Here is a 22115-nt window from a genome sequence, read left to right as displayed (position 1 = left end):
GTGGTGGCCGAGTGGGGTCGAGGGAGGTGGTTTCCAGGAGGGGGTTGAGGCGCTCGGCCGGGCCGAGCGCCTCAACCCCCTCCCAGCGCGCGGCGCAGGAACGCCAGGCCGTCGGTGGCGATGGTGTCCTGGGTGGCGGCGAGCGGTCGCCAGACCGAGGCGGCGACCGCGATGGCGTCGTTGTGCGCGGTGAACGACTCGATGCAGAGCGGGCCCCGGTAGCCACTCGTGGTGAGCGCGGTGAGGAATCCGGTCCAGTCGAGGGAGTCGGCACCGGGGGTGCCGCGGTCGTTGGCGCACACCTGGACGTGGACGATGCGGCCCGCGGCACGGCGTACGGCGTCGGGCAGCGAGCGTTCCTCGATGTTCTGGTGGTACACGTCGAGTGCGAGGCCGATGGTGTCCTCGGGCAGCCCGGTCAGTGCTTCGAGGGCCTGGTCGACGGTGTTGAGCAGACTCGTCTCGTACCGGTTGAGGGGCTCCACGGCGATGCGCACCCCGGCGGCGTGTGCGTGATCGACGACCGGGGCGAGGTTCTGGCGCAACTCCTCGTACGCCGCCACTCGTTCGCCACGGTCCATGCGCCAGGCGCGACCGACCGCCGCGTACACGGGCCCGGCGACGGTGGGAGCGTTCAGGGCACGGGCGGCGTCGACACAGCGGTGCAGGTAGTCCTGGGTGATCCGAACGGTCCGGGGGTCGGTGCGGACGAGGTCGCGGCCGGGCGGCATCACGGCGATCACCGCGGCGGGGGTGAGCCCGGACGCCTTGAGGAGCTTGGAGACGGAGTCGGGCGCCCAGTCCCGTTCGTTCTCCAACGGGATCTCGACGCAGTCGAATCCCCATGCGGACAGACGCGGCAGAACGTCACCGAGTGCCTCGTACGTCACCGGCGAGTGCCAGATCCACGGATTGGCGCCGAGGGGGAACGCGTGAGCGCTCACTTGCTGCCTCCCCACTTCTCCGGGAACCCGGGCAGGTTCTCGCAGCCGCACATCGCGTAGTGCAGCGGCGGCATGCCGGGCTTGAAATACCGATCGAGGGTGTCCTGGGTGACGGTGGGCTGCGGAAGCTTCCATTCCTTCGGAACCTGCTCCCCCCTCAGGATCCTCAGCGCCGCGATGACGGGGGTACGCCACTGGAAGGTGGGGTACGACGGGGCGATCGCGGTGAGCTTCTTCTCCTTCCACACCTGGAGGAAGTCCTGCTGGTCCTCGCCGGTGATGGGCGGTACGTCCTTACCCGCGTCCTCGAAGGCCTCGACGGCGGCGACGGAGGTCGCGCCGGAGTCCATCCATACGCCGTCGATGTCGCCGTTACGGGTGATCGCATCGGTCACGATCGCCTTGGTCCTGGCCGGATCGCCGTCGGTGAACTTCACATCCACCACGTCGAGTCCGCTCCTGTCGAACGCGACCTTCGCAGCCGACCAGCGGGTCTCCAGCACATCGACGCCGGGAGAGATGCGCAGGGCGAGGATCTTCCCCTTGGGCTTCACCTTCCCGACGAGGAAGTCGGCGGCGACCGCCCCGTAGCCGTAGCCGCCGATCGGGTTGATGAAGGTGACGGCGCAGTCGGTCTCGACGCCCCGGTCGAAGACGATCACGGGCACCTTTCCGCAGGCCTTTTCGACGGCGGGGGTGAGCGTGGCCGTGGTGTTCGGGGAGACGATGAGCGCGTCGCAGCCCTGCCCGGTGAGCTCCTGGATGTCGGAGATCTGCTTGTCGTCCTTGCCCTGCGCGTCGAGCACGGTGAAGTCGGTGATCTCCTTGTGGAGTCCGGCCTCGGCCCGCATGTTCTTCAGCCCGACCTGGCGCCACGGATTGAAGACTCCGGCGTTGGACAGGCAGAGGTGGATTCCGCCGGTGCCGCTCTTCTTGTACCGCGTGGTGTCGACCAGCCGCGGCTGGAGCATCTGCTCCCACGGTTTGCCGGCCGGACCCTGCGGGGTCTCCTTGGCGAGGGCCAGCTGGCGGTCGTACTCGGCGCGGTCGAAGAACTTCGACTGCTTTCCGGTACCCGGTTCGACCGCGGTGCCGCTCGCCGCTCCAGCGGGGGCATCGGGCGGTGCGTCGCTCGTGCAGCCGGCGAGCAGGGCCGCGCCGAGCAGGGCGGCGAGGGGCACGAGGACGTGTCGGATCTTTCGCGTACTCATGAGGCTTTCGCTCCTGGGGGCTCGGTGCCGCGACGGCGCGGCCGGGACCAGTCGGCCGCGCCGAGGGCGACGGCGGCGATGACAATGACGCCTTGCACGGTCGATTCCAGGGCTCCCGAAACGCCCTGGAGGTTGAGCAGGGTGAACAGAGCCTGGAGCGAGAAGGCCCCGGCCATCGCCGCGAGGACGGACCCGCGTCCGCCGCCGAGCACCACACCACCCAGGACGACGGCGGTGATCGCCTCGAACTCGTAGCCCCGGCCGGCCTGCGCGGAGACTCCGGAGAAGCCGCCGACGAGTACGGCGGCGAGCGCGGCCGCGACACCGGAGAGGATGAAGGCGATGGTGCGGGCGCGAGCGACCCGGACCCCGGCCAGGGCCGCGGCGCGTTCGCTGTCACCGGTGGCGAGGAGCGTACGGCCGAAGTCGGAACGCATCAGCCGGACGGCGAGGAGGCCCGCGACGACGCAGACGAGGACGGCCCAGGGCAGCCGGCCGAAGGCCGTGCCGCGCCCGAGGCTGCGGAAGGCTGCGGGCAGCGCGCCGTGCGGGGAACCGCCGGTCCAGAAGAAGACGGCACCTTCGAGGATCAGCATCATGCCGAGCGTGGTGATGAACGACGGCACGCGCAGCAGGGTGGTGATCAGTCCGCTGACGAGACCGGCGAGGGCTCCGGCGAGCAGCAGCACCGCGGTGACGAGGGGCCAGGGCGCGCCCGGGAACGAACCGTACAGTTCGGCGGCGACGACCACCCCGGCCGTGACGATCGCTCCGACCGAAAGGTCGAACTCGCCGCAGACGATGACCAGGTACTGGCCCGCTGCGAGGATGACGAGGGGCGCGGCGCGCTTGATGAAGGCGAGGAAGCGGTCGGGTTCGTAGAAGCCCGGGTCGGTGAGGGCCAGCGCCGCGAGGAGCACGGCGAGCAGGACGTAGACGGGTGTGCCGGCGGTGAGGGCACGCAGGACGCGACGGCCGGCGGGTGCCTGTGCGGTGGTCATGCGGTCCTCTCCTGCGGGGTACGGCGGCCGCGCGCGTAGAGGGCGACGGCCGCGATGATGACGACGCCGCGGACGACGTTCTTGAAGAACGGGTCGACGGCGAGCTGATTGAAGACGCTGTCGAGCACGGCGAGGACGAGGACCCCGCCGAGGGTGCCGGCCACCCCGCCGCGGCCCCCGGCGAGCGCGGTGCCGCCGAGCACGACGGCGGCGATGGACTCCAGGTCGTAGCGGGCCTCCGTACCGGCCCAGGGGGCCCCGGCCCCGAGCCGGGCGGCGAGGAAGAGCGCGGCGGCTCCGACACAGAGGGAGCACAGCACGTGGGCGGTGATGACGGTGCGCCGGGTGCGGACCCCGGAGAGCCGGGAGGCGTGCTCGTCGCCACCGGTCGCGTACATGTGGTGGCCGAGCCGGGTTCGGCGGGTGATCAGCCAGAGGGCAGCGGCGACGGCGAGCAGCAGGAACAGGGAGACCGGAACAGGTCCGATCCGGTCGTAGCCGAGGTGCTGGAAGGAGGCGGGGACCTTGCCCGCGGGACCGGTGTAGTTGTCCTCGATCCAGCCGCGCAGCATGAAGGCGGTGCCGAGGGTCGCGATGAACGCGTTGACCTTGAGGCCGGTGACGATCAGTCCGTTGGCGAGTCCGACGGCGGTGCTGAGCGCCAGGACCGCGAGGACCGCCACGAGGACGCCGTCGCTCTCCATCGTCTCCGCTGCGACGAGGGTGCCCAGGCTGATGAGATAGGCGACGGACAGGTCGAGCGATCCGGTGAGGATCACGGCGGACTGGCCGACCGCGACGAGGCCGAGGGCGACGCAGTTCTGCAGGGTCGTCACCACGTTGGTGACAGTGAGGAAGTCCCCGCCGCGGGCGGCTACCGCGATCCAGCCGAGGAGGGTGACGGCGAGGGCCGCGAGCCAGACTCCGGCCACCGGGCCGGCCAGGCGCGGCCGGGCTGTTCGCCCCGGGCGGGTGCGGGGCCGGGTCGTCGGCTCGGGCCGAAGCGCGGTCATGCGGCTCCCTCCCGTGGACGGTCGCCGCCGGTGGCGAGGCGCATGACGGCCTCCTCGGCGGCGCCGGCGGGGAGTTCGCCCGCGAGGCGGCCTTCCGACATGACGAGGATGCGGTCGCTCATGCCGATCAGTTCCGGCAGTTCGGAGGAGATGATCAGTACGGCGAGGCCCTCGCGTGCCAGTTCGCGCACGAGGGTGTGGATGGCTGCCTTGGCGCCGACGTCGACGCCGCGGGTCGGTTCGTCGAAGAGCAGTATCCGGGGGCGGGCGGCGAGCCATTTGGCGATGACGACCTTCTGCTGGTTGCCGCCGGACAGGTACTGGACCTGTCGGCCCTCGTCGTGGGTTCGCAGACGTACGCGTTCCAGCAGCGCGGTCACCTCGCGGCCCGCGGGCGGTCTGCCGCGGGCGGGCACGGCCCGGGTCACGAGCAGCGCGTTGTCGGTCACGGACTGGCGCAGGGCGAGGCCCTCGGCCTTGCGGTCCTCGGTGACGAGGGCGACTCCGGCCCGGATTGCGTCCCGGGGACGGCTCGGGCGCAGTGGTTGCCCGTCGACGGTCATGGTGCCCGTGGTGAAGGGGTCCGCGCCGAAGAGGGCACGGGCGAGGGTGGTGCGGCCGGAGCCCTGGAGACCGGCGACACCGACGACCTCGCCGGCCCGCAGGCTCAGTTCGATGCCGGAGATCCGGGCGTTGCCGCCACCGCTGACGGTGAGCCTCTCGGCACCCGCCTCGCCCGGTCGGGCCCTGGGCGGGTAGTAGGCGCCGAGCTCCCTTCCGACCATGGCGCGGACGACCGAGCCGGCGTCGGTGTCGCGCGTGGTGAGCGTGGCGACGCGGCGGCCGTCCTTGAGCACCGTGATGCGTCGCGAGAGTGCGAAGACCTCGCGGAGCCGGTGCGAGATGTAGAGGATGCCGATGCCACGGGCGGTCAGGCGACGTGTGAGTGCGGTGAGTTGTTCGACCTCGTGGTCGGCGAGGGCGGCGGCGGGCTCGTCCATCACCAGGATCCGGACGTCGGATGCGAGGGCTTTGACGATCTCCACGGTCTGCATGCGTGCGACCGACAGCTCATGGACGGGGGTCCGGGGGGTGATGCCGGTCTCGGCCAATTCGGCGAGGAGCTCGGCGGTGCGCCGTTCCATGGCGCGCCGGTCGACGAGTCCGTACCGGGTCGGTTCACGGCCGAGGAAGACGTTCTCGGCGACGGTGCGGTGCGGGAGCAGCGCGAACTCCTGGTGGATGATGCCGATTCCGGCGACCTGGGCCTGCGCAGGGTGACTGAAGGAGTACGCGGTTCCGTCGATGGTGAGGGTTCCCTCGTCGGGTAAGTGCTCGCCCGCGAGGATCTTCATGAGAGTCGACTTCCCCGCACCGTTCTCTCCCACCAGTGCATGCACTTCTCCGGCTTCGAGGTCGAGCCCCACCTCGTGGAGCACACGCACCCCGAGGAAGCTCTTGGACACACCGTGCATCGTCAGCATCGAATGACTCCTCGCTCAGCGGTCTGCAGAGCAGAGTCGTGACACGACTTAGGACTGTCAAGGGCTCAAGCGCCTTTGTTTTTAAGCGACTTGGCATGGACTTATGCCGATGACCGGATGCCGGACGCCTTGTGAGCAGCAAAAGTCGTCCTTAGGGTGACTGTCATGTCTTCGCCGTCGGATCGCACGTCCGCTGCCGCCTCGCACTCACCGGGCGAGGTACTCGCACTGATCAGTTCAGGGACGGTCGCGACCCGTGCCGACATCGCCCGGATCACGGGGATGGCCCGTTCGACGGTCTCCCAGCGGGTGGACGCGCTGATCGCGCACGGCCTCGTGGACGAGGATGCCGACGGCGGCTCCACCGGTGGCCGCCCGCCGCGCCGGCTGGCGCTGCGCACCCGTGAGCACGCGGTGGCCGGGGTGGATCTGGGAGCCTCGCACTGCAGGGTGGCACTGATGGACATCGGCGGCGCGACCCTGGCGGTCCAGGAGGAGCCGATGTCGATCGGAGACGGCCCGGACTCCGTACTGCGGCATGTGGAGCGGACGGTGCGTGCCTTGCTCAAGGAGACGCACCGGGAGCCAAAGACGCTGCGGTCCATCGGTGTCGGAGTGCCGGGGCCGGTGGAGTTCTCCACCGGGCGTCCTGTCGATCCGCCGATCATGCCGGGCTGGCACCAGTACCCGATCCCGGAGTTCTTCGCCGCCCGCTTCGGGGTGCGGGCGCTCGTCGACAACGATGTGAACGTGATGGCTCTGGCCGAGCAGCGCCGCGCGTTCCCGGACTGCCGCTATCTGCTGTACATCAAGGTCGGCACGGGGATCGGCTGTGGGATCGTCGCCGACGGCGAGCTGCACCGGGGTGCGCAGGGATGTGCCGGCGACATCGGCCACATCCGTGTCGCGGACCTCGACGATCCTTGCCGGTGCGGAAATTCGGGCTGTCTGGAGGCCGTCGCGGGCGGTGCGTCGCTGGCGGCGAAACTGGTCGGCCTGGGGCTCGACGCGACATCGGGCAGCGATGTGGTGCGGCTGGTGCAGTCCGGAAACCGGGATGCCGTACGGATGGTGCGGGAGGCGGGGAGGGCGGTCGGCGAGGTCCTCGCCGGACTCGTGAATTTCTTCAACCCCGACACGGTGGTGATGGGGGGCGCACTGGCCGCCGTGCACGACCAACTGCTCGCCGGTGTAAGGGAGACGGTCTATCGGCGGTCACATCCGCTGGCCACCCAACTGCTGCGCATTGAGCCGAGCCGTACGGGTGAGAACGCGGCGGCGGTGGGGGCAGGGATCCTCGCGATCGAGCACGCGCTCTCTCCCGCGCAGGTGAACCGCCAGGTCGTGGGCTGACTCTCGTGCCCCCTTCGTGGACGGTGCCGTTCGCGAAGGGGGCACGACTCGCGGGCTCACGCGGTCAGGCCGGAATCATCGGGTCCCATCGGGCCTCGAACCACAAGGCCTCCTCCTCGTCGTACGGATGGACGGGGATTCCGATGCCGCCGGGAGACCGCCCGAGCGGCCTCAGTGCGCGCGCACGATGTCCACGTCGGAGGACTTCACGAAGGCGATCCGGTGGCCTACCTGCACCGTCACGTACTTCTCCTTGCCCCGGAAGTACGCGTGGTCGAGCGGATAGGAGGCGTCGATCGTCGGGGCGTAGAAGAAGCCCGTGGGTGCCTCACCGCCGCCGGGGTAGGACTGGCCCGCCTTGATGGTGTACTGCAGTGGCGAGCCCACCCGCTGGTCCGTGAAGTCCGTGGGGTACTCGGACTTCTCCGGGTACGCCACCCCGTACACCGGCACCTCGGTACGGCCGGCCTTCGGCTTGACCACGTAGCCGGAGGTGGGCGTGGTGGTCCGGGTGTGCGCCGGGGTCTGGAACCAGGCCTTCTGGCCGTACCACCAGATCGCCGTCCAGCCCGGGGCGTGGTCCGCGACGACGGCCTGCTGGGTTGCGCTGATCTTGCTGCCCCAGTCGGCGGCGCAGTTCGTGCCCGGGGAGCCGTCGGTGTGCAGGCCCGGGTCGGAGAAGAGCGGTGCGCCGGTGGACGGCGCGGTGTGCAGCGGGACGGCGCTGGAGCCCTGGACCGGCAGGTCCACACTCTTCTCGCAGTCCCGGAAGGCCTGCTTGTTCTTCTTGAAGTCCGGGCTGACGGTGATGAGTTCGCTGCTCTTCGGCGCGCTCGGCACGGTGGGCTTGCCGAGCAGGGTCATGAAGTGGTTCCAGTCCCAGTACGTGCCCGGGTCCCAGTGCATGTTCTTGGTGCCGGAAGCGCTGGTGGGCGGTACACCGTCGTGGCCGATGATGTGCTGGCGGTCGAGCGGGATGTCGTACTTGGCCGCGAGGTAGCGCACCAGCTCGGCGGTCGAACGGTACATCTCCGGGGTGTACCACTTGGCGCCCTCGACGGCGACACCCTCCTGCTCGATGCCGATGGAGTGGCTGTTGACGTACCAGTTCCCCGCCTGCCAGGCGACGTCCTTGCCCTTGACCATCTGGGTGACGTGGCCGTCGCCCGAGCGCACCACATAGTGGGCGGAGGTCTGCTTCAGCGGGTTCTGGAAGATCTTCAGGGTGGTGTCGAAGTCCTCCTCGGTGTCGTGCAGCACGATGAATCTGATCTTGTTGGTGTGTGGCCGGTCCGAGGTGTCGTAGTTCCCGTACGTCTCCTTGTCGGTGGGGTCGCCCGTCTGCTGGTAGGCAGCCGGTACCCAGTCGCATGCGAGGCCGCGTGGGCATTCCGGCCGCACCCCGTCCGCACCGGCCTGCGCCGCGGGACTGAGCAGCGCCATGCTCAGGGCACCGACCGTGGTCAACGCGAGTGCAAGTCCGGTCCTCTGCTTGGACGTCATGACAACCCTTCTTGGAGCCGTGCGTGATGGAGCCGTGCCTGATCCGATCTCACTGTTGCGCTGTGCGCGCACACTCTCCGACCTGAGATGACAGCACGTCAAGAGGCCAGTGAGGGACGCGGGCCGAGCCAGTGGACCAGACCACTGGCGGGGCGCCTGACCTGCGGTGGGAAAGAAGACGGGCACGCGCTGACGACCGCGCCACCCGACGTCCACGAGACCGGCGACCGGCCGGGGACCCGCACTCACCGGCCACGAACGAGCACACCATTTATGCGACTAATCCCGGATGTGCGTGCCCCGAACGGGCGAAGGGTAGTGCTCGCGCGGACACCACCGGTCCGTGCGGCGGTCGCTGCACGGAGATCTCGGAAAGGCCGGACGCACACATGGCTCAGCCCTTCACCCTGCCGGACTTCTACGTTCCGTATCCGGCGCGGCTCAACACCCATGTCGAGGAGGCGCGAGCGCACACCAAGCACTGGGCACGCAGCATGGGGATGCTGGAGGGGTCGGGAATCTGGCAGGAGAAGGACCTCGACTCCCACGACTACGCGCTGCTGTGCGCGTACACCCACCCCGACTGCTCGTCCGAGGCGCTCTCGCTGGTCACCGACTGGTACGTGTGGGTCTTCTTCTTCGACGACCATTTCCTGGAGCTGTTCAAGCGCACCCCCGACCGTGAGGGCGGCAAGCGGTATCTGGACCGATTGCCCGCGTTCATGCCGATGGACCGCGGTGCTCCGATGCCGGAGCCCACGAATCCGGTCGAGGCGGGCCTGGCCGACCTGTGGGCTCGGACGGTGCCGGGCATGTCCGACGCCTGGCGGGTCCGGTTCGCCGAGGCGACGAAGAACCTGCTCGACGAGTCGCTGTGGGAACTCGCCAACATCAACGAGGGGCGCATCGCCAACCCCGTCGAGTACATCGAGATGCGCCGCAAGGTGGGCGGCGCCCCGTGGTCCGCGGGACTCGTGGAGTACGCGGCGGGCGCGGAGGTACCCGAGTCGGTGGCCGACGAGCGTCCGCTACGGGTGCTGCGGGACGCCTTCTCCGACGCCGTGCATCTGCGCAATGACCTCTTCTCGTACCAGCGGGAGGTCGAGGACGAGGGGGAGAACAGCAACGGCGTGCTGGTCCTTGAGCACTTTCTCGGCTGCTCCACGCAGGAGGCCGCCGAGGCGGTGAACGATCTGCTGACGTCACGGCTCCAGCAGTTCGAGAACACCGCGCTCACCGAACTCGGCCCGCTCTGCGCGCAGAAGGGGCTCGACCCGGCGGACACCGCGGCGGTTCTGGCGTACGTCAAGGGGCTGCAGGACTGGCAGTCGGGCGGTCACGAGTGGCACATGCGCTCAAGCCGCTACATGAACGACGGCGGGGCCGGTGAGACCGCGCCCGGCTTCGGTATGGCCGCGGCGTCGATCCGGTTCACTCTCCGCTCCGAAAGGGCCCGGCTGCGCAGCCACACCCATGTGCCCCTTCAGCGGGTCGGCCCGTCCCTGCTGCCCGACTTCGAGCTGCCGTTCGGCACGACGCTCAGCCCGCATCTGGACGGGGCGCGGGCACGGATCGTCGACTGGGCGCGTCGTACGGGAATCCTGGAAGCACAGCCCGGCGTGCCCGGCTCGCACATCTGGGACGAGGAGCGCCTCGCCGCGATCGATTTGCCGTTGTGCGCGGCGGGTCTGCACCCGGACGCGACGCCGGAGGAGCTGGATCTGTCCTCCCAGTGGCTGACCTGGGGGACGTACGGGGACGACTGGTTCCCGGTCGTCCACGGGCGGCCCCGCGATCTGGCGGGTGCCGGGCTCGCCAATGAACGTCTGTCACTGTTCATGCCCCTGGACGGGTCCGCGACGCCCGAGCCGGTCAACGCGCTGGAACGGGGGCTCGCCGATCTCTGGGCGCGCACCTCCGCACCGATGGACGCGAGCGGGCGCCGCACGTTCCGCAAGGCGGTCGAGGACATGACCGCGAGCTGGGTGTGGGAGCTGGCCAACCAGGTGCAGAACCGCATCCCGGACCCGGTGGACTACATCGAGATGCGGCGCATGACCTTCGGCTCCGACCTCACGATGAGTCTGTGCCGACTGGGCCACGGCAGGAAGGTGCCGGAGGAGATCCACCGCAGCGGTCCGCTGCGTTCGCTGGAGAACGCGGCGGCGGACTACGCATGCCTGATGAACGACCTGTTCTCGTACCAGAAGGAGATCGAGTACGAGGGTGAGGTGCACAACGGCGTCCTGGTCGTGCAGAACTTCTTCGGTGTGGACTATCCGACCGGGGTGGCGATCGTGCACGACCTGATGAAGTCGCGGCTGCGTCAGTTCCTGCACGTCGCCGAGCAGGAACTCCCCGTGCTGTACGACGACTTCGGGCTGGACGCCGAGGCGAGGGAGATTCTGGCCGGGTACGTGCGGGAGCTCAAGCACTGGATGGCGGGGATCCTGATCTGGCACCGGGGCTGCCGGCGCTACCGCGAGCAGGATCTGCGGCGGGGCACCGCCACCCCGTGGCACCTCGGCGGTCCCACGGGGCTCGGTGTGTCGGCGGCGCGGGTGACCGCGCTGTTCGCTCAGCCCTCGGCCTCCAGCGTGTAGCGTCCGCCCGCACGCGCCTTGAAGACCTTCTCGCCGCTCGCGAACAGCGAGCCACGGACGGTCGCTTCGCGGCTGCGGCTCGCCGTGATCACCACACGGCGGGCCTGCCCCGCGGCCCATTCGATGTCGACGGTGAAGCCGCCCCGGGCGCGCAGTCCGCGCACCGATCCGTCCGGCCAGCTCGCCGGGAGGGCGGGGAGGATCTCGATGGCATCGTGCTGGCTCTGCAGCAGCATCTCGGCGATGCCGGAGGTGGCGCCGAAGTTGCCGTCGATCTGGAACGGCGGGTGGGTGTCCCAGAGGTTGGGCAGTGTGGAGTTCTTCAGCTGTTCCGCGAGCATCTTGTGGGCGTGGTCGCCGTCGCGCAGCCGCGCCCAGAAGTTGATCTTCCATGCCTTGGACCAGCCGGTGCCGCCGTCGCCGCGTGCGCGGAGGGAGACCTTCGCCGCTTCGGCCCACTGGGTGCCGGGTTCGATCTGACGGCCGGGGTGCAGGCCGAAGAGGTGCGAGACATGGCGGTGGGTGTCGGCCGGGTCGTCCCGGTCGGTCTTCCATTCCTGGAGCTGGCCCCAGGAGCCGATCCGCAGTCCGGGGTCGAGCCGGTCGAGGGCCGTTTCCAGGCGGCCGCGGAAGGCGGGAGCGTCGCCGAGGATCCGGGCGGCTTCCAGGGTGTTGGTGAGGAGGTCGTGGACGATCTGCTGGGACATCGCCGCACCGGCGGTGAAGTCCCCGTGCTCGGGCGAGTAGCTGGGGGTGACGACGAGCAGTCCGTCGCGCGGGTCGGTGCGCAGATTGGCCAGCCAGAACTCGGCGGCCTCCTTCAGCGCGGGGTAGGCGGTGCCGCGCAGGTAGTCGGTGGAGCCGCTGAACCGGTAGTGCTCGTACATCTGCTGGGTGAGCCAGGCGGCGGCCTCCGGGAACCAGAAGGCGGTGGACCAGTCGTGGACGCCGGTGAAGCCGTACGGGTTGGTCTCGTTGTGCACGACCCAGCCGGCCGTCCCGAACATCTCCTTCGCCGTCTTCCGGCCCGGGGCGCGCATCGCCTCGATGTAGCGGTCGTACGGCGCCGTGGTCTCGGCGAGGTTGGTGACCTCGGCGAGCCAGTAGTTCATCTGCAGATTGATGTTGCTGTGGTAGTCGGCGGACCACGGCGGGGTGGTGGAGTTGTTCCAGACGCCCTGGAGGTTGGCGGGCAGCGAGCCTGCCCGCGAGGAGGCGATCAGCAGATAGCGGCCGTACTGGAAGAAGAGCGCCTCCAGGGCCCGGTCGGCGGGGCTCGTGCCGTCCGTGTACCGGGCGAGCAGTTGATCGGTGGGCAGGTCTGGCAGTTCCTGGCCGATGTCGAGGGTGACCCGGTCGAAGAGGGCGCGATGGTCGCGCACATGGGCGTCGCGGACCTTTTCGTACGAGGTCCGGACGGCGGAGTCCACCGCGGCGGCGACCGCCCGGTGCGGGTCGTCGCCGCGGTAGGCCGGGTAGCGGTCGGCGTAGTCGGTGGCGGCGGCGAGGACGAACCAGGCGCTGTCGGCTCCGGTGACGGTGAGGGTGCCGTCCGCGCCGGCGGTGACGGTGCCGCCGCTGGTCCGGACCCGGATCTGAGCCTCGAAGCGCAGGCCGTTGTCCTTCAGCGCACCACGTACGGTGAGCCGATCCTTGTCGGCGATAGCGGTGTAGTCACTGCGGGGCGAGCTGTATCGCAGGGTGAACGACACCTGTCCCGGACGGTCTGCGGCGAGGCGCCCCGTGATGACCCGGCCCGGATGGGAGACGAAGAACTCCCTTGTGTGTAGGGCCCCTTGGTGGGTGTAGGTGACGGCGGCAAGGGCGTTTCGCAGATCGAGAGTACGCCGGTAGGAGGTGTCGGGGGCGGCCGGGGCGTTGCGCAGATCCAGCCACAGGTCACCGAAGACCTGGTAGGCGCCGTAGCCGCGGCGTGCCTGGCCGAGCTCGGCGGCGACGGCGTCCGGGTCGAGAGCGCCCTGACTGTCGAGCCGCTGCTGGACGCCGGTGAGGGCGTCGGGTCTGGGGGTGGTCCAGTTCCCGAAGTCGTAGCCCTCGGCGGAACCGGGGCCGCCGGTCCACAGCGTCTTCTCGTTGAAGGTGAGCCGCTCGGATGCGAGCGTCCCGTACACGCTCGCGCCGAGAGCGCCACCGCCGATCGGCAGGGACTCACGCTCCCAGCCGGCGGCGGGGGCGTGGTACCGGAGTATCGGTTCCACCGATGTCCTTGGGTGGGCGGCGCTCTTCGCTCCCTTCGATTCATCGGAGGTACTGGCAGCCACTGCCGTGCCGGAGGCAGTAGGGATACCGAGCGCCAGAGCGCCGGTTGCGCCTATCACTGTCTTCACCGTGGTGCGTCGCGTCATCCCGGATGTCATGCCGCCGACGGTAAAGGTCCGACGATTGCTCCGGCAAGGCACATGACAAAGCGGCCTCATGGACAGAGGCCGCGAACACTTGGACAGATGGACGGGGCGAGTGTTCCGCAGCCGCCCGTCGAGTACGGGCGGCCAAGGCGCAGGGCGGAATCAGCCCTGCTGGAACAGCTCGGCCGGCAGGGGCTTCAGCAGGGTGTACAGATCGTCGGTGATCGGCCGGTCCCAGCTGGCGATGGTGACGAGCACCCCGTCGCTGCGGTCGAACTGGACGCAGGAGATCCGGCTCTCGGAGAGCTTGACGCGGCGCACGATCAGCAGGTTGTCGCCCTGCATCACGGGCATGTCCTCGGTACCGGTGACCTCGACCGGTTCGTCGTTCTCCAGCGCGAGAAGAAGCTGGGCGACCTCGAACGGAACCTGGCCCTCCTCGGTCTCGCGGGCGGGCGAGCCCTCCGGGAGATTGCCGATGATCATCGCGGGGCCGCGGCCACCGAACAGGTCGTACCGCAGAAAGACACCCTGACAGCTCCCGTCGGGGGCGGGCAGCAGGCCGGCGCCGAGATTTCCGGGCCAGTCCCCCGGGTCCATGGCCAGGACGTCGAAGTCGGGGCCCGCGGGTGTGGCGGCGCTACGGCGGCGGAGGAAGGACATGCAGACATGTTACGTGTCCGGGCTCACGTTGCGGAGCCGGGTCCGAGCAGACCTGGGCGCGGCCGGGTCCGCGGCCCGGCGTGCCGCGGCCCGGCGGAACCGGCTGCGCAGACTCCGCGTCCCCGCCGTCAGCCGGACTCTGCGGCCAGCGCCTCCAGGACCTCGACGGCCTCGGTGGCCCGGTCGTACGGAACGAACAGGTGATCGTGATGGAAGCCGGCCACCACATTGCAGCTCAGCCCCACGTCGGTGAGCGCCAGGGACACGGCGGCGGTGAGCCCCACCGCGTCCAGCGCCGAGTGGACACGGAGCGTGATCCAACCTGCCACGTAGTCGTGACGCAGACCTGCCGAGACGGCCTGTTCCTCGGACAGCACCAGGGTGAGCCCTTCGGGCTCGGCGACCGTGACAACCGGGTCGACGCCCTCGGGCACCGTGTCGCGGGGCGTGGTGGTGAAGACATAGCGGCCGGGGTTCAGCTCCGGCCGCATGCCGCTCAGCAGGGTTCGAAGATCGCGCTCGCCTGTCACGCCCACCACGCTACGTGGCGCGGTGGCGCTCATGATGGCGTGCGACCCGGGCGCGGTTGCCGCAGGACGGCTTGCACCACTCCTGGCGGGGGTGCTCCTTGATGAAGTAGCGCACGCACCGTGGGGCGTGGCAGGCGCGCAGCGCCGCGCGGTCCGGTCCGGCGAGGAATCCGATGGCCGCGCGGGCGAGGGCGGCGGGCAGAGCGTTCCGTTCCGCGATTGCGTCGGTCGGGTGGTCACGGGCGACGGGATCGCGGTCCGGCGCCCAGTCCAGACGCGGCACGGTCGGGACCGCGCCGGCGGCGGCATTGAGCCGGCGCAGCGCCTCGTCGAAGGAAAGGAGCCTCGCGGCGTCGGCAGGGCTCGGCTCGCCGGGGCGGACGGCGTACGCGAAGAGCGCCCGGACGGCGGCGCGCAGCGCCCGTACGGCTTCCAGGGCTGCCTCGTCGGCCGCCCATCCGTCGCCGACCGCCACGTCATCGAGCCGGGCGCACCGCTCGCGCACCCACCGGCTCAGCCCAGCCGGACTGTCGAGGTCGTCGGTCACGCCGCCCCGGCCGTCGTGGCGGATGGTGAGGGCCAGGTCGAGCGCGAGTCGGGGATCGGACATGGTGCTAATGGTAACTTCCACTCCAACCATTAGTTCTCGAAGAGGGAGAGTGGCGTGACCGAGCTGCGTCAGTTGCTGCGCGACATCGAGGTGTTCCGGGGCGAGCTCCCCGGATTCGACCCGCGGACCGCGCCGGAGACCCCTGCCGAGCTCTTCATCGAATGGCTGCTCCATGCCCTGGAGGCCGAGGTGCGGGAGCCGCACGCCATGGTCCTGTCGACGGCGGGTGCGGACGGGAATCCGACCGCCCGCACTCTGATCCTCAAGAACGTCACCGCGCACGGCTGGCAGTTCGCCTCGGACACGGGCGGCCGGAAGGGCGGCGATCTCACTCAACGCCCTTTCGTCGCGCTCACCTTCTACTGGTCTTCCCTGGCCCGGCAGATCCGGGTGCGCGGGCCCGTGGTCGCCGAGAGCGCCGAGCAGAGCGCGGCGGACTTCCTCGCCCGGGGCGCCGCGGCCCGGGCGGAGTCGTTGCTCGGACGGCAGAGCACCCCTCTCACCGACCTCGCGGAGCGCGACGCCGCGGTGCGCGAGTCGCTGGCGCGCCTGGAGCGGGAGCCGGATCTCGTACCGCCGGGCTGGACGCTGTACACGGTGCGTCCACGGAGTGTGGAGTTCCGGCAGGGCGACAAGCAGCGCAGGCACACACGCCTCAACTACCGTGCCGACGGGGATGGTTGGCTGCGCGAGCTGCTGTGGCCCTGAGGCGCGCCGGGCGTCCGGCGCTCGGGTGAGGTCGCATTCGTCGTCGCGGGCGTTCACCACGAAGGCGCGCCATTCGGCCGGGGTGAAGATCAGTGATGGGCTGCCGGGTTTGCCGGCGTTGCGCATCGCGATGAATCCCTCGACGAAGGCGATCTGGACATCCGCGAGCGGGGCCGTCGCGGCCGGAGGATGCGGGGGCATCAGCGGGCTCAGCGGGTGGTGAGGGTGCGTGCCCGCCGGGCGGGCACGCACCGCTCCCCCTCAGGCCGGCCGGGTCAATCGGCCGCCGTGAAGTAGGCGGCCGGATCAAGGGAGTTGAGTGCGATCCAGCGCTGTGCCGTCGCTTCGGCGGGCGCCTGGCCGCCGCCCGCCGAAGCGCGGAAGAAGCCCTGCACGTCAAGAGCGATGCGGGGATCGTCGTCGATGCGCCGCGCCATGTCGTAGTAGACGGACAGCTCATGGATGCACCGCAGGGTGGCGGTCGGGCAGGAGCAGTCGACGCTGTCGAGGGCCGGCGCGGGCGGATGGCCCGCGTCGGCGATCGCGCGGTACAGGTCGTCGGTGAGCAGGGGCTGGATGCCGCTCAGCTGACGGGAGATCTCGGCCGTCGCCCCCGGGGACATCGGCGCGACCTCGATCGTGACCACCGAGGTGCCGCGACCTCGGTGCACGACGGCACGCACGGTCCGGTCGTCGAACGTGATCTGGACCTTCCCGTCGCGTGCCGTGCGGCGTGCGCTCGGCAGCTGGGGATCAGGACGGGTCTGGCGCAACGACTCGGCGAACCGGACCCAGTCCTTGCCCCACTTCGTGTAACCGTAGTCGTGGTCGGCCATGGTCAGTTGACTCGCTTCCGGCGCAGGACCTCGATGAGACGGTCGTCGTCCAGTCGGGTCAGCTCGGCGACGCTGGACGTGTCGGCGATGTCCGACAGCGCGGACTTACGGTTGTGCATGGCCGCGATGTGCTCCTCGACAGTGGTACCGGTGGTCAGGGTGGTGACGGTGACCGTGCGGGTCTGACCGATCCGGTGGACCCGGTCGGACGCCTGGGCCTCCACGGCCGGGTTCCACCACCGGTCGAAGTGGATGACGTCGGCCGCGCGCGTGAGCGTGAGCCCGGTGCCCCCTGCTTTCAGGCTGAGGACGAGCACCTTCGGGCCGTCGTCGGACTGGAACCGGCGGACGATGTCGGCCCGCTGCTCCTGGTTCAGGCCACCGTGGAAGAACGGCGTACTCACCCCGAACTGTTCGGCGAAGTGCCGGACCAGCAGCTCACCGGTCTGCCGGTACTGGGTGAAGACGAGGGTCGGAGAGTCGTTCTCCAAGTTGTCGGCCACGATGTCGGCGCACAGGTCGAGCTTGCCCGACCTGCCCGACAGCTCACCGAGGTCGTCCGTGATCAGGCCCGGATGGTTGCAGACCTGCTTGAGCGACGTCAGGACCGCGAGCACCTTGGTCTGCCGCTGGGCGCCGCTGCCAAAGCCGTCGTCGATGACCTGGTCCAGCAGCCGGTCGTACAGCTGCTCCTGCTCCTCGCTGAGGTCGCAGATGAGATCGGCGTGGATCTTGGGTGGGAGTGACCCTGCGACCTGGGACTTCTTCCGCATCAGCACGACCGGCTCAATGGCCCCGCGCAACCGGGCGGAAGCGGCCGGGGAGCCGTCCGCGATCGGCCGCACGAAGCGACGGCGGAACTGCGTCCGGTTCGCGAACAGGTGCGGTGCGACCAGATTGAGCAGGGCCCACAGCTCGTCGAGGTGATTCTCGACGGGCGTTCCGGTCAGGGCGATCCGCGCGTCGGCCGCGATGGTGCGCGCGGCCTTCGACACCTGCGTACGGGGGTTCTTCAGGACCTGCGCCTCGTCGAAGACCGCGGTGCTCCACTGGATCCCCGCCAGGGCCGGGGTGTGCGTGCGCAGCGTGGGATAGCCGGTGAGCACCACCGTGCCGCTGTCCACCTCGGGCAGCGGCCCACCGCGCCAGATCGTGGTCCGCAGTCCGGGTGCGAACCGCGCGATCTCGTGCGCCCAGTTCCCCACCAACGACGTGGGGCAGACCACCAGTTGCGGCGCCTTCTCGGCGCGTCCGGCGACACAACCGATGGTCTGCAAGGTCTTGCCGAGTCCCATTTCGTCGGCCAGCACCGCGCCGCCGTGCGTCTCGATGGTCTCGCGCAGCCAGCTCACCCCGCGCACCTGGTAAGGCCGCAGCTTGGCGGTGAGCGCCGTGCGCATCTCGGCCCCCACCGAGGTGGTGCGGCGGAAGGCGCCGCCCGCGTGCTCTGCCGTCGTCACGGCGACACCTGTGGCGTCGGGGACCGCGTGCGCGGCGATCGGCAGAGCCGACTCGTCGCCCGCGATCCACGACCGCCAGACCTTCACCGACCGGCCGGGCGAGTCGAGGGGCACGGCCACGAGCCGGTCCGGCTCGATCAGCACGCAGTCGACGTCGGACACCTTGAGCCTGCCGAGGTCCGGCGTCGGCACGACCAGGGGAACGGTCTCGACGTCGCCGACCGGCGGGGCCGCCCCCACGGCGCCGTCGGCCCAGGTCCACAGGGCGAATATGTGCCGGTCGGGCAGGTAAGTGGCCTGACTGTCCGACCGCGCCTCGGGGAGTTTCTGCCTGGTTCCCATGGCGTCAGCGGGTGCCCACGTCGTCGCCCTCGCGGACGGGCCGGGCATCGGCCCCGGCCCGGGGGGCCGCCTCGTCCGTGGTCGGGCCGTCTTCCTGCGCGGGCTCCGGCTCGCCCCCGGCAGCCGCGGGCTTGCGGACCGCGCGCAGGGCCATCAGTAGTACAGCCGCGCCGAAGAGCGCGATGAGCATGATCCAGATTGCACCGACGTGCATGGCGTGGACGAACGCGTCATCGGCGGCGTACCCGAGCGCGGGCAAGTGGGACGTGGTGGCGACGTGCCGGGCCTGTTCGGCGGAGACCCGCGCCTGGTCCCGCACCGGTCCGGGGACACCGTGCAGCGAGGGTTCGATCGCGCGCCGGTACACGATCGACATGATCGTGCCGCCGACGGCGATCCCGATCACGCTGCCGGTCTGGCGCACGGTGTTGGTGACGGCCGATCCGGCGCCGGCGCGTTCCAACGGCAGGGTGCTGATCAGCGCCGCGGTCACCGGGCCGAGCACCATGCCGATGGACAGGCCCTGGACCAGCAGCAGGACCTCGATCCAGACGAGGGGAGTGCTCAGCCCGAAGAGCCCGTACGCGCCCATGGTCAGCGCCGCGACGGTGAGGGCCGGCACGGCGACGAGCCGCAGCGACCAGCGATGCACCAGGCGCGCGCCCACGGGTGCCCCCAGGGTCGCGCCGAGCGCGGTCGGGAGGCTGGCCAGGCCCGCCTCGATCGGCGAGTAGCCGCGGGCGCCCTGCAGGTAGAACGCGTTGTAGAAGGTGACGGCGGAAATGGCGAACAGAAGCAGTCCGAGGGCTACGTTGCCGCCACCGAACGCGCGCTGGGCGAGAAGCCGGGGGTCGAAGCTCGGCATCTTGCTGCGCAGTTCGACGCGGACGAACACGGCCAGCAGGATCAGTCCGACGACGATCGGCGCCCAGACGTCCGTACGGCCCCAGGCCGCTACCTGCCCCGTGCGGATCAGTCCGTAGGCGAGCGCCGCGAGGCCGCTGATCGACAGCAGCATTCCGGCCGGGTCCAGCGGTCGCACGACGGGGCTGCGGAAGTTCGGGACCAGCAGGGCGATGCCGATCAGCGCGAGGACCACGACCGGGACGTTGACCAGGAAGACCGAGCCCCACCAGAAGTGGTCGAGCAGCACGCCGGCGAGCACCGGGCCCACGGCCATGCCGACACCGGCGGAGGTCGAGGAGATGGCGATCGCGGTCGACCGCGCCGGGCCGGTGAATGTCCACATGAGGATGGCCAGGTTGCCGGGCATGATCAGCGCGCTGCCGACGCCCATCGCGGCCCGCGCGGCGACCAGCTGCCCCGCGTCGCCCGCGAACGCCGCCCACACCGAGGACGCGGCGAAGACCACCAGGCCTGTTGCGAGCACGGTCCGGTGACCGAAGCGGTCGCCCAGTGCGCCCGCGGTGAACATCAAGGTGGCGAAGGCCAGCGTGTACGAGCCGGTGGCCCACTGCAGCTCGGCCGGGCTGGCGTTCAGCCCACGGACCGGGTCCGCGAGGGTCTCCAGGGTGGTACTCAGGACGGTGTTGTCCAGCCAGATCAGCAGTGAACACACCATGAGAACGGCAAGAATCAACTGCTGCCTGGACTTCGGCAACGTGGATGTAGTCATGAATACCTTCGGATGCGGTCTGGAAAACCTGACGAACGGACCGTAAGCAACCATCAGGCGGGTGTCAATTCCCTGGCGACCGATAACAGTCGGCGATTTTCCGGCGTACCCGAGGGCATGCCGCCCAGCGTTCTGTCAATTCTTGAAGATGTGACCGGGCCGGCGATTTAGTACGCTCCCGGGGGCATGCCGCCAAGTGCTCTGTCAATTTCTGAACTTGATGTTTGACCTCGCGGGAATTCCGTGCCCCACCTCGCGTTCTGCCTCTGTCCCGCCCCGTGCTCCGTTCCGGGCACGGGGGCGGGCGCCCCCGCCGGTGCGCCTGCTCCCGGAGCCCGTCCTGGTGGGTGTCCTGGGGCCATCGGGAGCGGCAGAGTACCCAGACGGCTACCCCGTGCGGGCGGCCCTTTCGGACTGCCGATTAAGCGGGCCGAACGTCCTTCCCTGCATATCTTCCGAATGGGAGGATCGGAATTCACCCGGGTCAGTGGAACGGAAGTCGGCGGGGTTTCCATGGAGAGGCAGGGGATGACTCTACAGGGCTAATGATGGAGCGAAAGCGACAGTTAGGTCTCGGACATTCTCTCGGTGTGCTCATTGGATTCGGACCGTCCGGTTCTTCGCTGGCGCGGTCAGGTGATATCAGGTGCCGAACTGAACCGTTCCGTCCTCGGGATATTTCATACGCTGCGTGACAACGGCGTATGGAAAGGGGATGTCGTAGCCGTTCTGGTCGCCCCCCAACAGCAGGGAGATTTCAAAGTCGTGGTGCTCTCATGAGTGTGCAGGTCACGGCGGTGTGACAATGCCGGTCGGGTGCGCGACCGAACGCATAGTGGCGAGTGGGGCGAGGAGCCTCGCAGCGATCAAGAAGTGGGCGGCCGACGCCCCGCAGGATGTTCTGGCCCGCCTCGGTGCCCGCACCGCAACCGCTCTGGCCGTACGGGTGGCGCCCAGCGGTACGACGATCCGCCGGATCATCAAGGACACCTGTCCCGGCGGCCTGGCCGACCTCCTGGGTCACGACCCGGCCGACATCGACACCCTCGCCCTCGCCCTCGACGGCAAGAGCGCCCGCGGCACGCGCCACGACACCACCCCGGCCGCCCACCTGCCGGCCGCGACGACCGGCACCGGCATGACCGTCACCCAGCTGAGAGTCCCGGCCAAGACGAACGAAATCACGTGCTTCGCCGCCCTGCTGACCCCTATGAACTGCGAGGAGTCACCGTGACCGGCGACGCTTTGCATACCCGGCGCGGCCATGCCCGCTTCCTCGCCGAGACCAAGAAGGCCCAGTACGCCTTCACCGTGAAGCGCAACCAGAAGAACCTCTACGAACAGCTGCGAACCCTGCCCTGGGGCGAGGCGACGGCGAAGTTCTACGACCGCACCACCGGCCACGGCCGCAAGGAGACTCGTGTCGTGCAGGCCCTGACCGTCACCGACCTCGGTGTCGATTTCCCCCACGCCGCCCAGGTCGCCAGAGACCTACGCCACCGCACCGATACCAAGACCGGCCAGCAGAGCCGCGAAACCGTGTACGTCATCACCATCACCGACCTGACCAGCCGCCAGGCAACCCCGGAACGCATCGCAAAAATCCTGAGAGCGCACTGGGCGACCGAAAACCGGCTCCACCTCGTCAGAGACACGGCCTTCCGCGAAGACGCCTCAAAGATCCGCACCGGACACAGCCCGGAGAACATGGCCACTCAGCGCAGCTTCGCCATCAACCGACTCCGCACCGCCGGGCACACCAACATCGCCGCAGGACTCCGCACCACTGCCCTCCGCCCTCCGCCCTCCGCCCCTACGAACGCCCCCTGACCATCCTCGGACTCAACTGACC

Annotated in this window: 18 protein-coding genes and 1 pseudogene; 5 read left to right on the top strand and 14 right to left on the bottom strand. The window is 69.7% G+C overall.

Going from position 1 to position 22115, the window contains the following annotated elements:
- Positions 1–71 precede the first annotated feature (71 nt).
- The 5 genes from ACZ68L_RS30800 to ACZ68L_RS30780 are packed head-to-tail and all read right to left on the bottom strand — an operon-like array spanning position 72 to position 5653.
- Positions 72–944, bottom strand: a complete 873-nt coding sequence (locus ACZ68L_RS30800; RefSeq protein ID WP_469583236.1) for a sugar phosphate isomerase/epimerase family protein — start codon at positions 942–944, stop codon at positions 72–74.
- Positions 941–2155, bottom strand: coding sequence for a substrate-binding domain-containing protein (locus ACZ68L_RS30795; RefSeq protein ID WP_469583232.1), 1215 nt, complete (start codon positions 2153–2155; stop codon positions 941–943). The genes ACZ68L_RS30800 and ACZ68L_RS30795 overlap by 4 nt, the downstream gene beginning before the upstream one ends.
- The gene (locus tag ACZ68L_RS30790) at positions 2152–3156 is read right to left on the bottom strand and encodes an ABC transporter permease (protein WP_469583229.1); all 1005 of its coding nucleotides are present in this window, start codon (positions 3154–3156) and stop codon (positions 2152–2154) included. The genes ACZ68L_RS30795 and ACZ68L_RS30790 overlap by 4 nt, the downstream gene beginning before the upstream one ends.
- Positions 3153–4169 carry an ABC transporter permease gene (locus ACZ68L_RS30785; RefSeq protein ID WP_469583227.1) on the bottom strand — a complete coding sequence of 339 codons (1017 nt, stop codon included), beginning with the start codon at positions 4167–4169 and terminating at the stop codon, positions 3153–3155. Before ACZ68L_RS30785 ends, ACZ68L_RS30790 begins: the two co-directional genes overlap by 4 nt.
- Positions 4166–5653 carry a sugar ABC transporter ATP-binding protein gene (locus ACZ68L_RS30780; protein ID WP_469583224.1) on the bottom strand — a complete coding sequence of 496 codons (1488 nt, stop codon included), beginning with the start codon at positions 5651–5653 and terminating at the stop codon, positions 4166–4168. Before ACZ68L_RS30780 ends, ACZ68L_RS30785 begins: the two co-directional genes overlap by 4 nt.
- A 165-nt stretch (positions 5654–5818) precedes the next feature.
- Between ACZ68L_RS30780 and ACZ68L_RS30775 the strand changes: the two genes are divergently transcribed.
- Positions 5819–7006, top strand: coding sequence for an ROK family transcriptional regulator (locus ACZ68L_RS30775; protein WP_469583222.1), 1188 nt, complete (start codon positions 5819–5821; stop codon positions 7004–7006).
- A 171-nt stretch (positions 7007–7177) separates the two neighbouring features.
- Here ACZ68L_RS30775 and ACZ68L_RS30770 read toward each other — a convergent pair whose 3' ends face one another.
- Positions 7178–8509: an N-acetylmuramoyl-L-alanine amidase gene (locus tag ACZ68L_RS30770; RefSeq protein WP_469583221.1), complete on the bottom strand. Its 1332-nt coding sequence runs from the start codon at positions 8507–8509 to the stop codon at positions 7178–7180.
- 389 nt (positions 8510–8898) lie between these two features.
- Between ACZ68L_RS30770 and ACZ68L_RS30765 the strand changes: the two genes are divergently transcribed.
- Positions 8899–11112 (top strand): terpene synthase family protein, encoded by a 2214-nt coding sequence (locus tag ACZ68L_RS30765; protein WP_469583220.1) that lies wholly within the window; start codon positions 8899–8901, stop codon positions 11110–11112.
- Here ACZ68L_RS30765 and ACZ68L_RS30760 read toward each other — a convergent pair.
- The 4 genes from ACZ68L_RS30760 to ACZ68L_RS30745 all read right to left on the bottom strand — a co-directional run bounded on the left by ACZ68L_RS30760 (position 11088) and on the right by ACZ68L_RS30745 (position 15281).
- Positions 11088–13322, bottom strand: coding sequence for a glycoside hydrolase family 95 protein (locus tag ACZ68L_RS30760; RefSeq protein ID WP_469583333.1), 2235 nt, complete (start codon positions 13320–13322; stop codon positions 11088–11090). The two genes, ACZ68L_RS30765 and ACZ68L_RS30760, sit on opposite strands and share 25 nt — an antisense overlap.
- 318 nt (positions 13323–13640) lie before the next feature.
- Positions 13641–14141 (bottom strand): hypothetical protein, encoded by a 501-nt coding sequence (locus tag ACZ68L_RS30755; RefSeq protein ID WP_018550733.1) that lies wholly within the window; start codon positions 14139–14141, stop codon positions 13641–13643.
- A 128-nt stretch (positions 14142–14269) separates the two neighbouring features.
- Positions 14270–14671, bottom strand: coding sequence for an ACT domain-containing protein (locus tag ACZ68L_RS30750; RefSeq protein ID WP_469583215.1), 402 nt, complete (start codon positions 14669–14671; stop codon positions 14270–14272).
- A gap of 10 nt (positions 14672–14681) precedes the next feature.
- Positions 14682–15281, bottom strand: a complete 600-nt coding sequence (locus ACZ68L_RS30745) for a CGNR zinc finger domain-containing protein (RefSeq protein WP_469583331.1) — start codon at positions 15279–15281, stop codon at positions 14682–14684.
- Between the two features lie 54 nt (positions 15282–15335).
- On the opposite strand from ACZ68L_RS30745, the gene ACZ68L_RS30740 reads away from it, so the two are divergent.
- The gene (locus ACZ68L_RS30740; RefSeq protein ID WP_469583211.1) at positions 15336–15989 is read left to right on the top strand and encodes a pyridoxine/pyridoxamine 5'-phosphate oxidase; all 654 of its coding nucleotides are present in this window, start codon (positions 15336–15338) and stop codon (positions 15987–15989) included.
- A gap of 60 nt (positions 15990–16049) precedes the next feature.
- On the opposite strand, the pseudogene ACZ68L_RS30735 reads toward ACZ68L_RS30740, so the two are convergent.
- The 4 genes and pseudogenes from ACZ68L_RS30735 to ACZ68L_RS30720 all read right to left on the bottom strand — a co-directional run.
- Positions 16050–16190 (bottom strand): annotated as a pseudogene (locus ACZ68L_RS30735) (DUF397 domain-containing protein); the annotation flags it as partial.
- A 74-nt stretch (positions 16191–16264) separates the two neighbouring features.
- The gene (locus ACZ68L_RS30730; protein ID WP_469583207.1) at positions 16265–16825 is read right to left on the bottom strand and encodes a hypothetical protein; all 561 of its coding nucleotides are present in this window, start codon (positions 16823–16825) and stop codon (positions 16265–16267) included.
- Between the two features lie 2 nt (positions 16826–16827).
- On the bottom strand, positions 16828–18627 hold the full coding sequence (locus ACZ68L_RS30725) for a DEAD/DEAH box helicase (RefSeq protein ID WP_469583204.1): 1800 nt from the start codon (positions 18625–18627) through the stop codon (positions 16828–16830).
- A 4-nt stretch (positions 18628–18631) separates the two neighbouring features.
- Positions 18632–20263 (bottom strand): MFS transporter, encoded by a 1632-nt coding sequence (locus ACZ68L_RS30720; protein ID WP_469583201.1) that lies wholly within the window; start codon positions 20261–20263, stop codon positions 18632–18634.
- Positions 20264–21062: 799 nt separating this feature from the next.
- On the opposite strand from ACZ68L_RS30720, the gene ACZ68L_RS30715 reads away from it, so the two are divergent.
- Positions 21063–21497: a hypothetical protein gene (locus tag ACZ68L_RS30715; RefSeq protein WP_469583198.1), complete on the top strand. Its 435-nt coding sequence runs from the start codon at positions 21063–21065 to the stop codon at positions 21495–21497.
- Positions 21494–22093 (top strand): ISAs1 family transposase, encoded by a 600-nt coding sequence (locus tag ACZ68L_RS30710; RefSeq protein WP_469583197.1) that lies wholly within the window; start codon positions 21494–21496, stop codon positions 22091–22093. Before ACZ68L_RS30715 ends, ACZ68L_RS30710 begins: the two co-directional genes overlap by 4 nt.
- Positions 22094–22115 lie beyond the last annotated feature (22 nt).

This window comes from Streptomyces sp. NPDC104309 (assembly GCF_055584025.1).
Note: the sequence above shows the minus strand (reverse complement) of the source record. Positions and strands in the feature narration are given on the sequence as shown.

Coding starts and splice junctions, on each gene's coding strand:
- ACZ68L_RS30775 (WP_469583222.1), top strand. CDS start 5,819: ATGTCTTCGCCGTCGGATCGCACGTCCGCTGCCGCCTCGCACTCACCG.
- ACZ68L_RS30745 (WP_469583331.1), bottom strand. CDS start 15,281: ATGTCCGATCCCCGACTCGCGCTCGACCTGGCCCTCACCATCCGCCAC.
- ACZ68L_RS30790 (WP_469583229.1), bottom strand. CDS start 3,156: ATGACCACCGCACAGGCACCCGCCGGCCGTCGCGTCCTGCGTGCCCTC.
- ACZ68L_RS30765 (WP_469583220.1), top strand. CDS start 8,899: ATGGCTCAGCCCTTCACCCTGCCGGACTTCTACGTTCCGTATCCGGCG.
- ACZ68L_RS30755 (WP_018550733.1), bottom strand. CDS start 14,141: ATGTCCTTCCTCCGCCGCCGTAGCGCCGCCACACCCGCGGGCCCCGAC.
- ACZ68L_RS30785 (WP_469583227.1), bottom strand. CDS start 4,169: ATGACCGCGCTTCGGCCCGAGCCGACGACCCGGCCCCGCACCCGCCCG.
- ACZ68L_RS30720 (WP_469583201.1), bottom strand. CDS start 20,263: ATGACTACATCCACGTTGCCGAAGTCCAGGCAGCAGTTGATTCTTGCC.
- ACZ68L_RS30725 (WP_469583204.1), bottom strand. CDS start 18,627: ATGGGAACCAGGCAGAAACTCCCCGAGGCGCGGTCGGACAGTCAGGCC.
- ACZ68L_RS30770 (WP_469583221.1), bottom strand. CDS start 8,509: ATGACGTCCAAGCAGAGGACCGGACTTGCACTCGCGTTGACCACGGTC.
- ACZ68L_RS30730 (WP_469583207.1), bottom strand. CDS start 16,825: ATGGCCGACCACGACTACGGTTACACGAAGTGGGGCAAGGACTGGGTC.
- ACZ68L_RS30780 (WP_469583224.1), bottom strand. CDS start 5,653: ATGCTGACGATGCACGGTGTGTCCAAGAGCTTCCTCGGGGTGCGTGTG.
- ACZ68L_RS30795 (WP_469583232.1), bottom strand. CDS start 2,155: ATGAGTACGCGAAAGATCCGACACGTCCTCGTGCCCCTCGCCGCCCTG.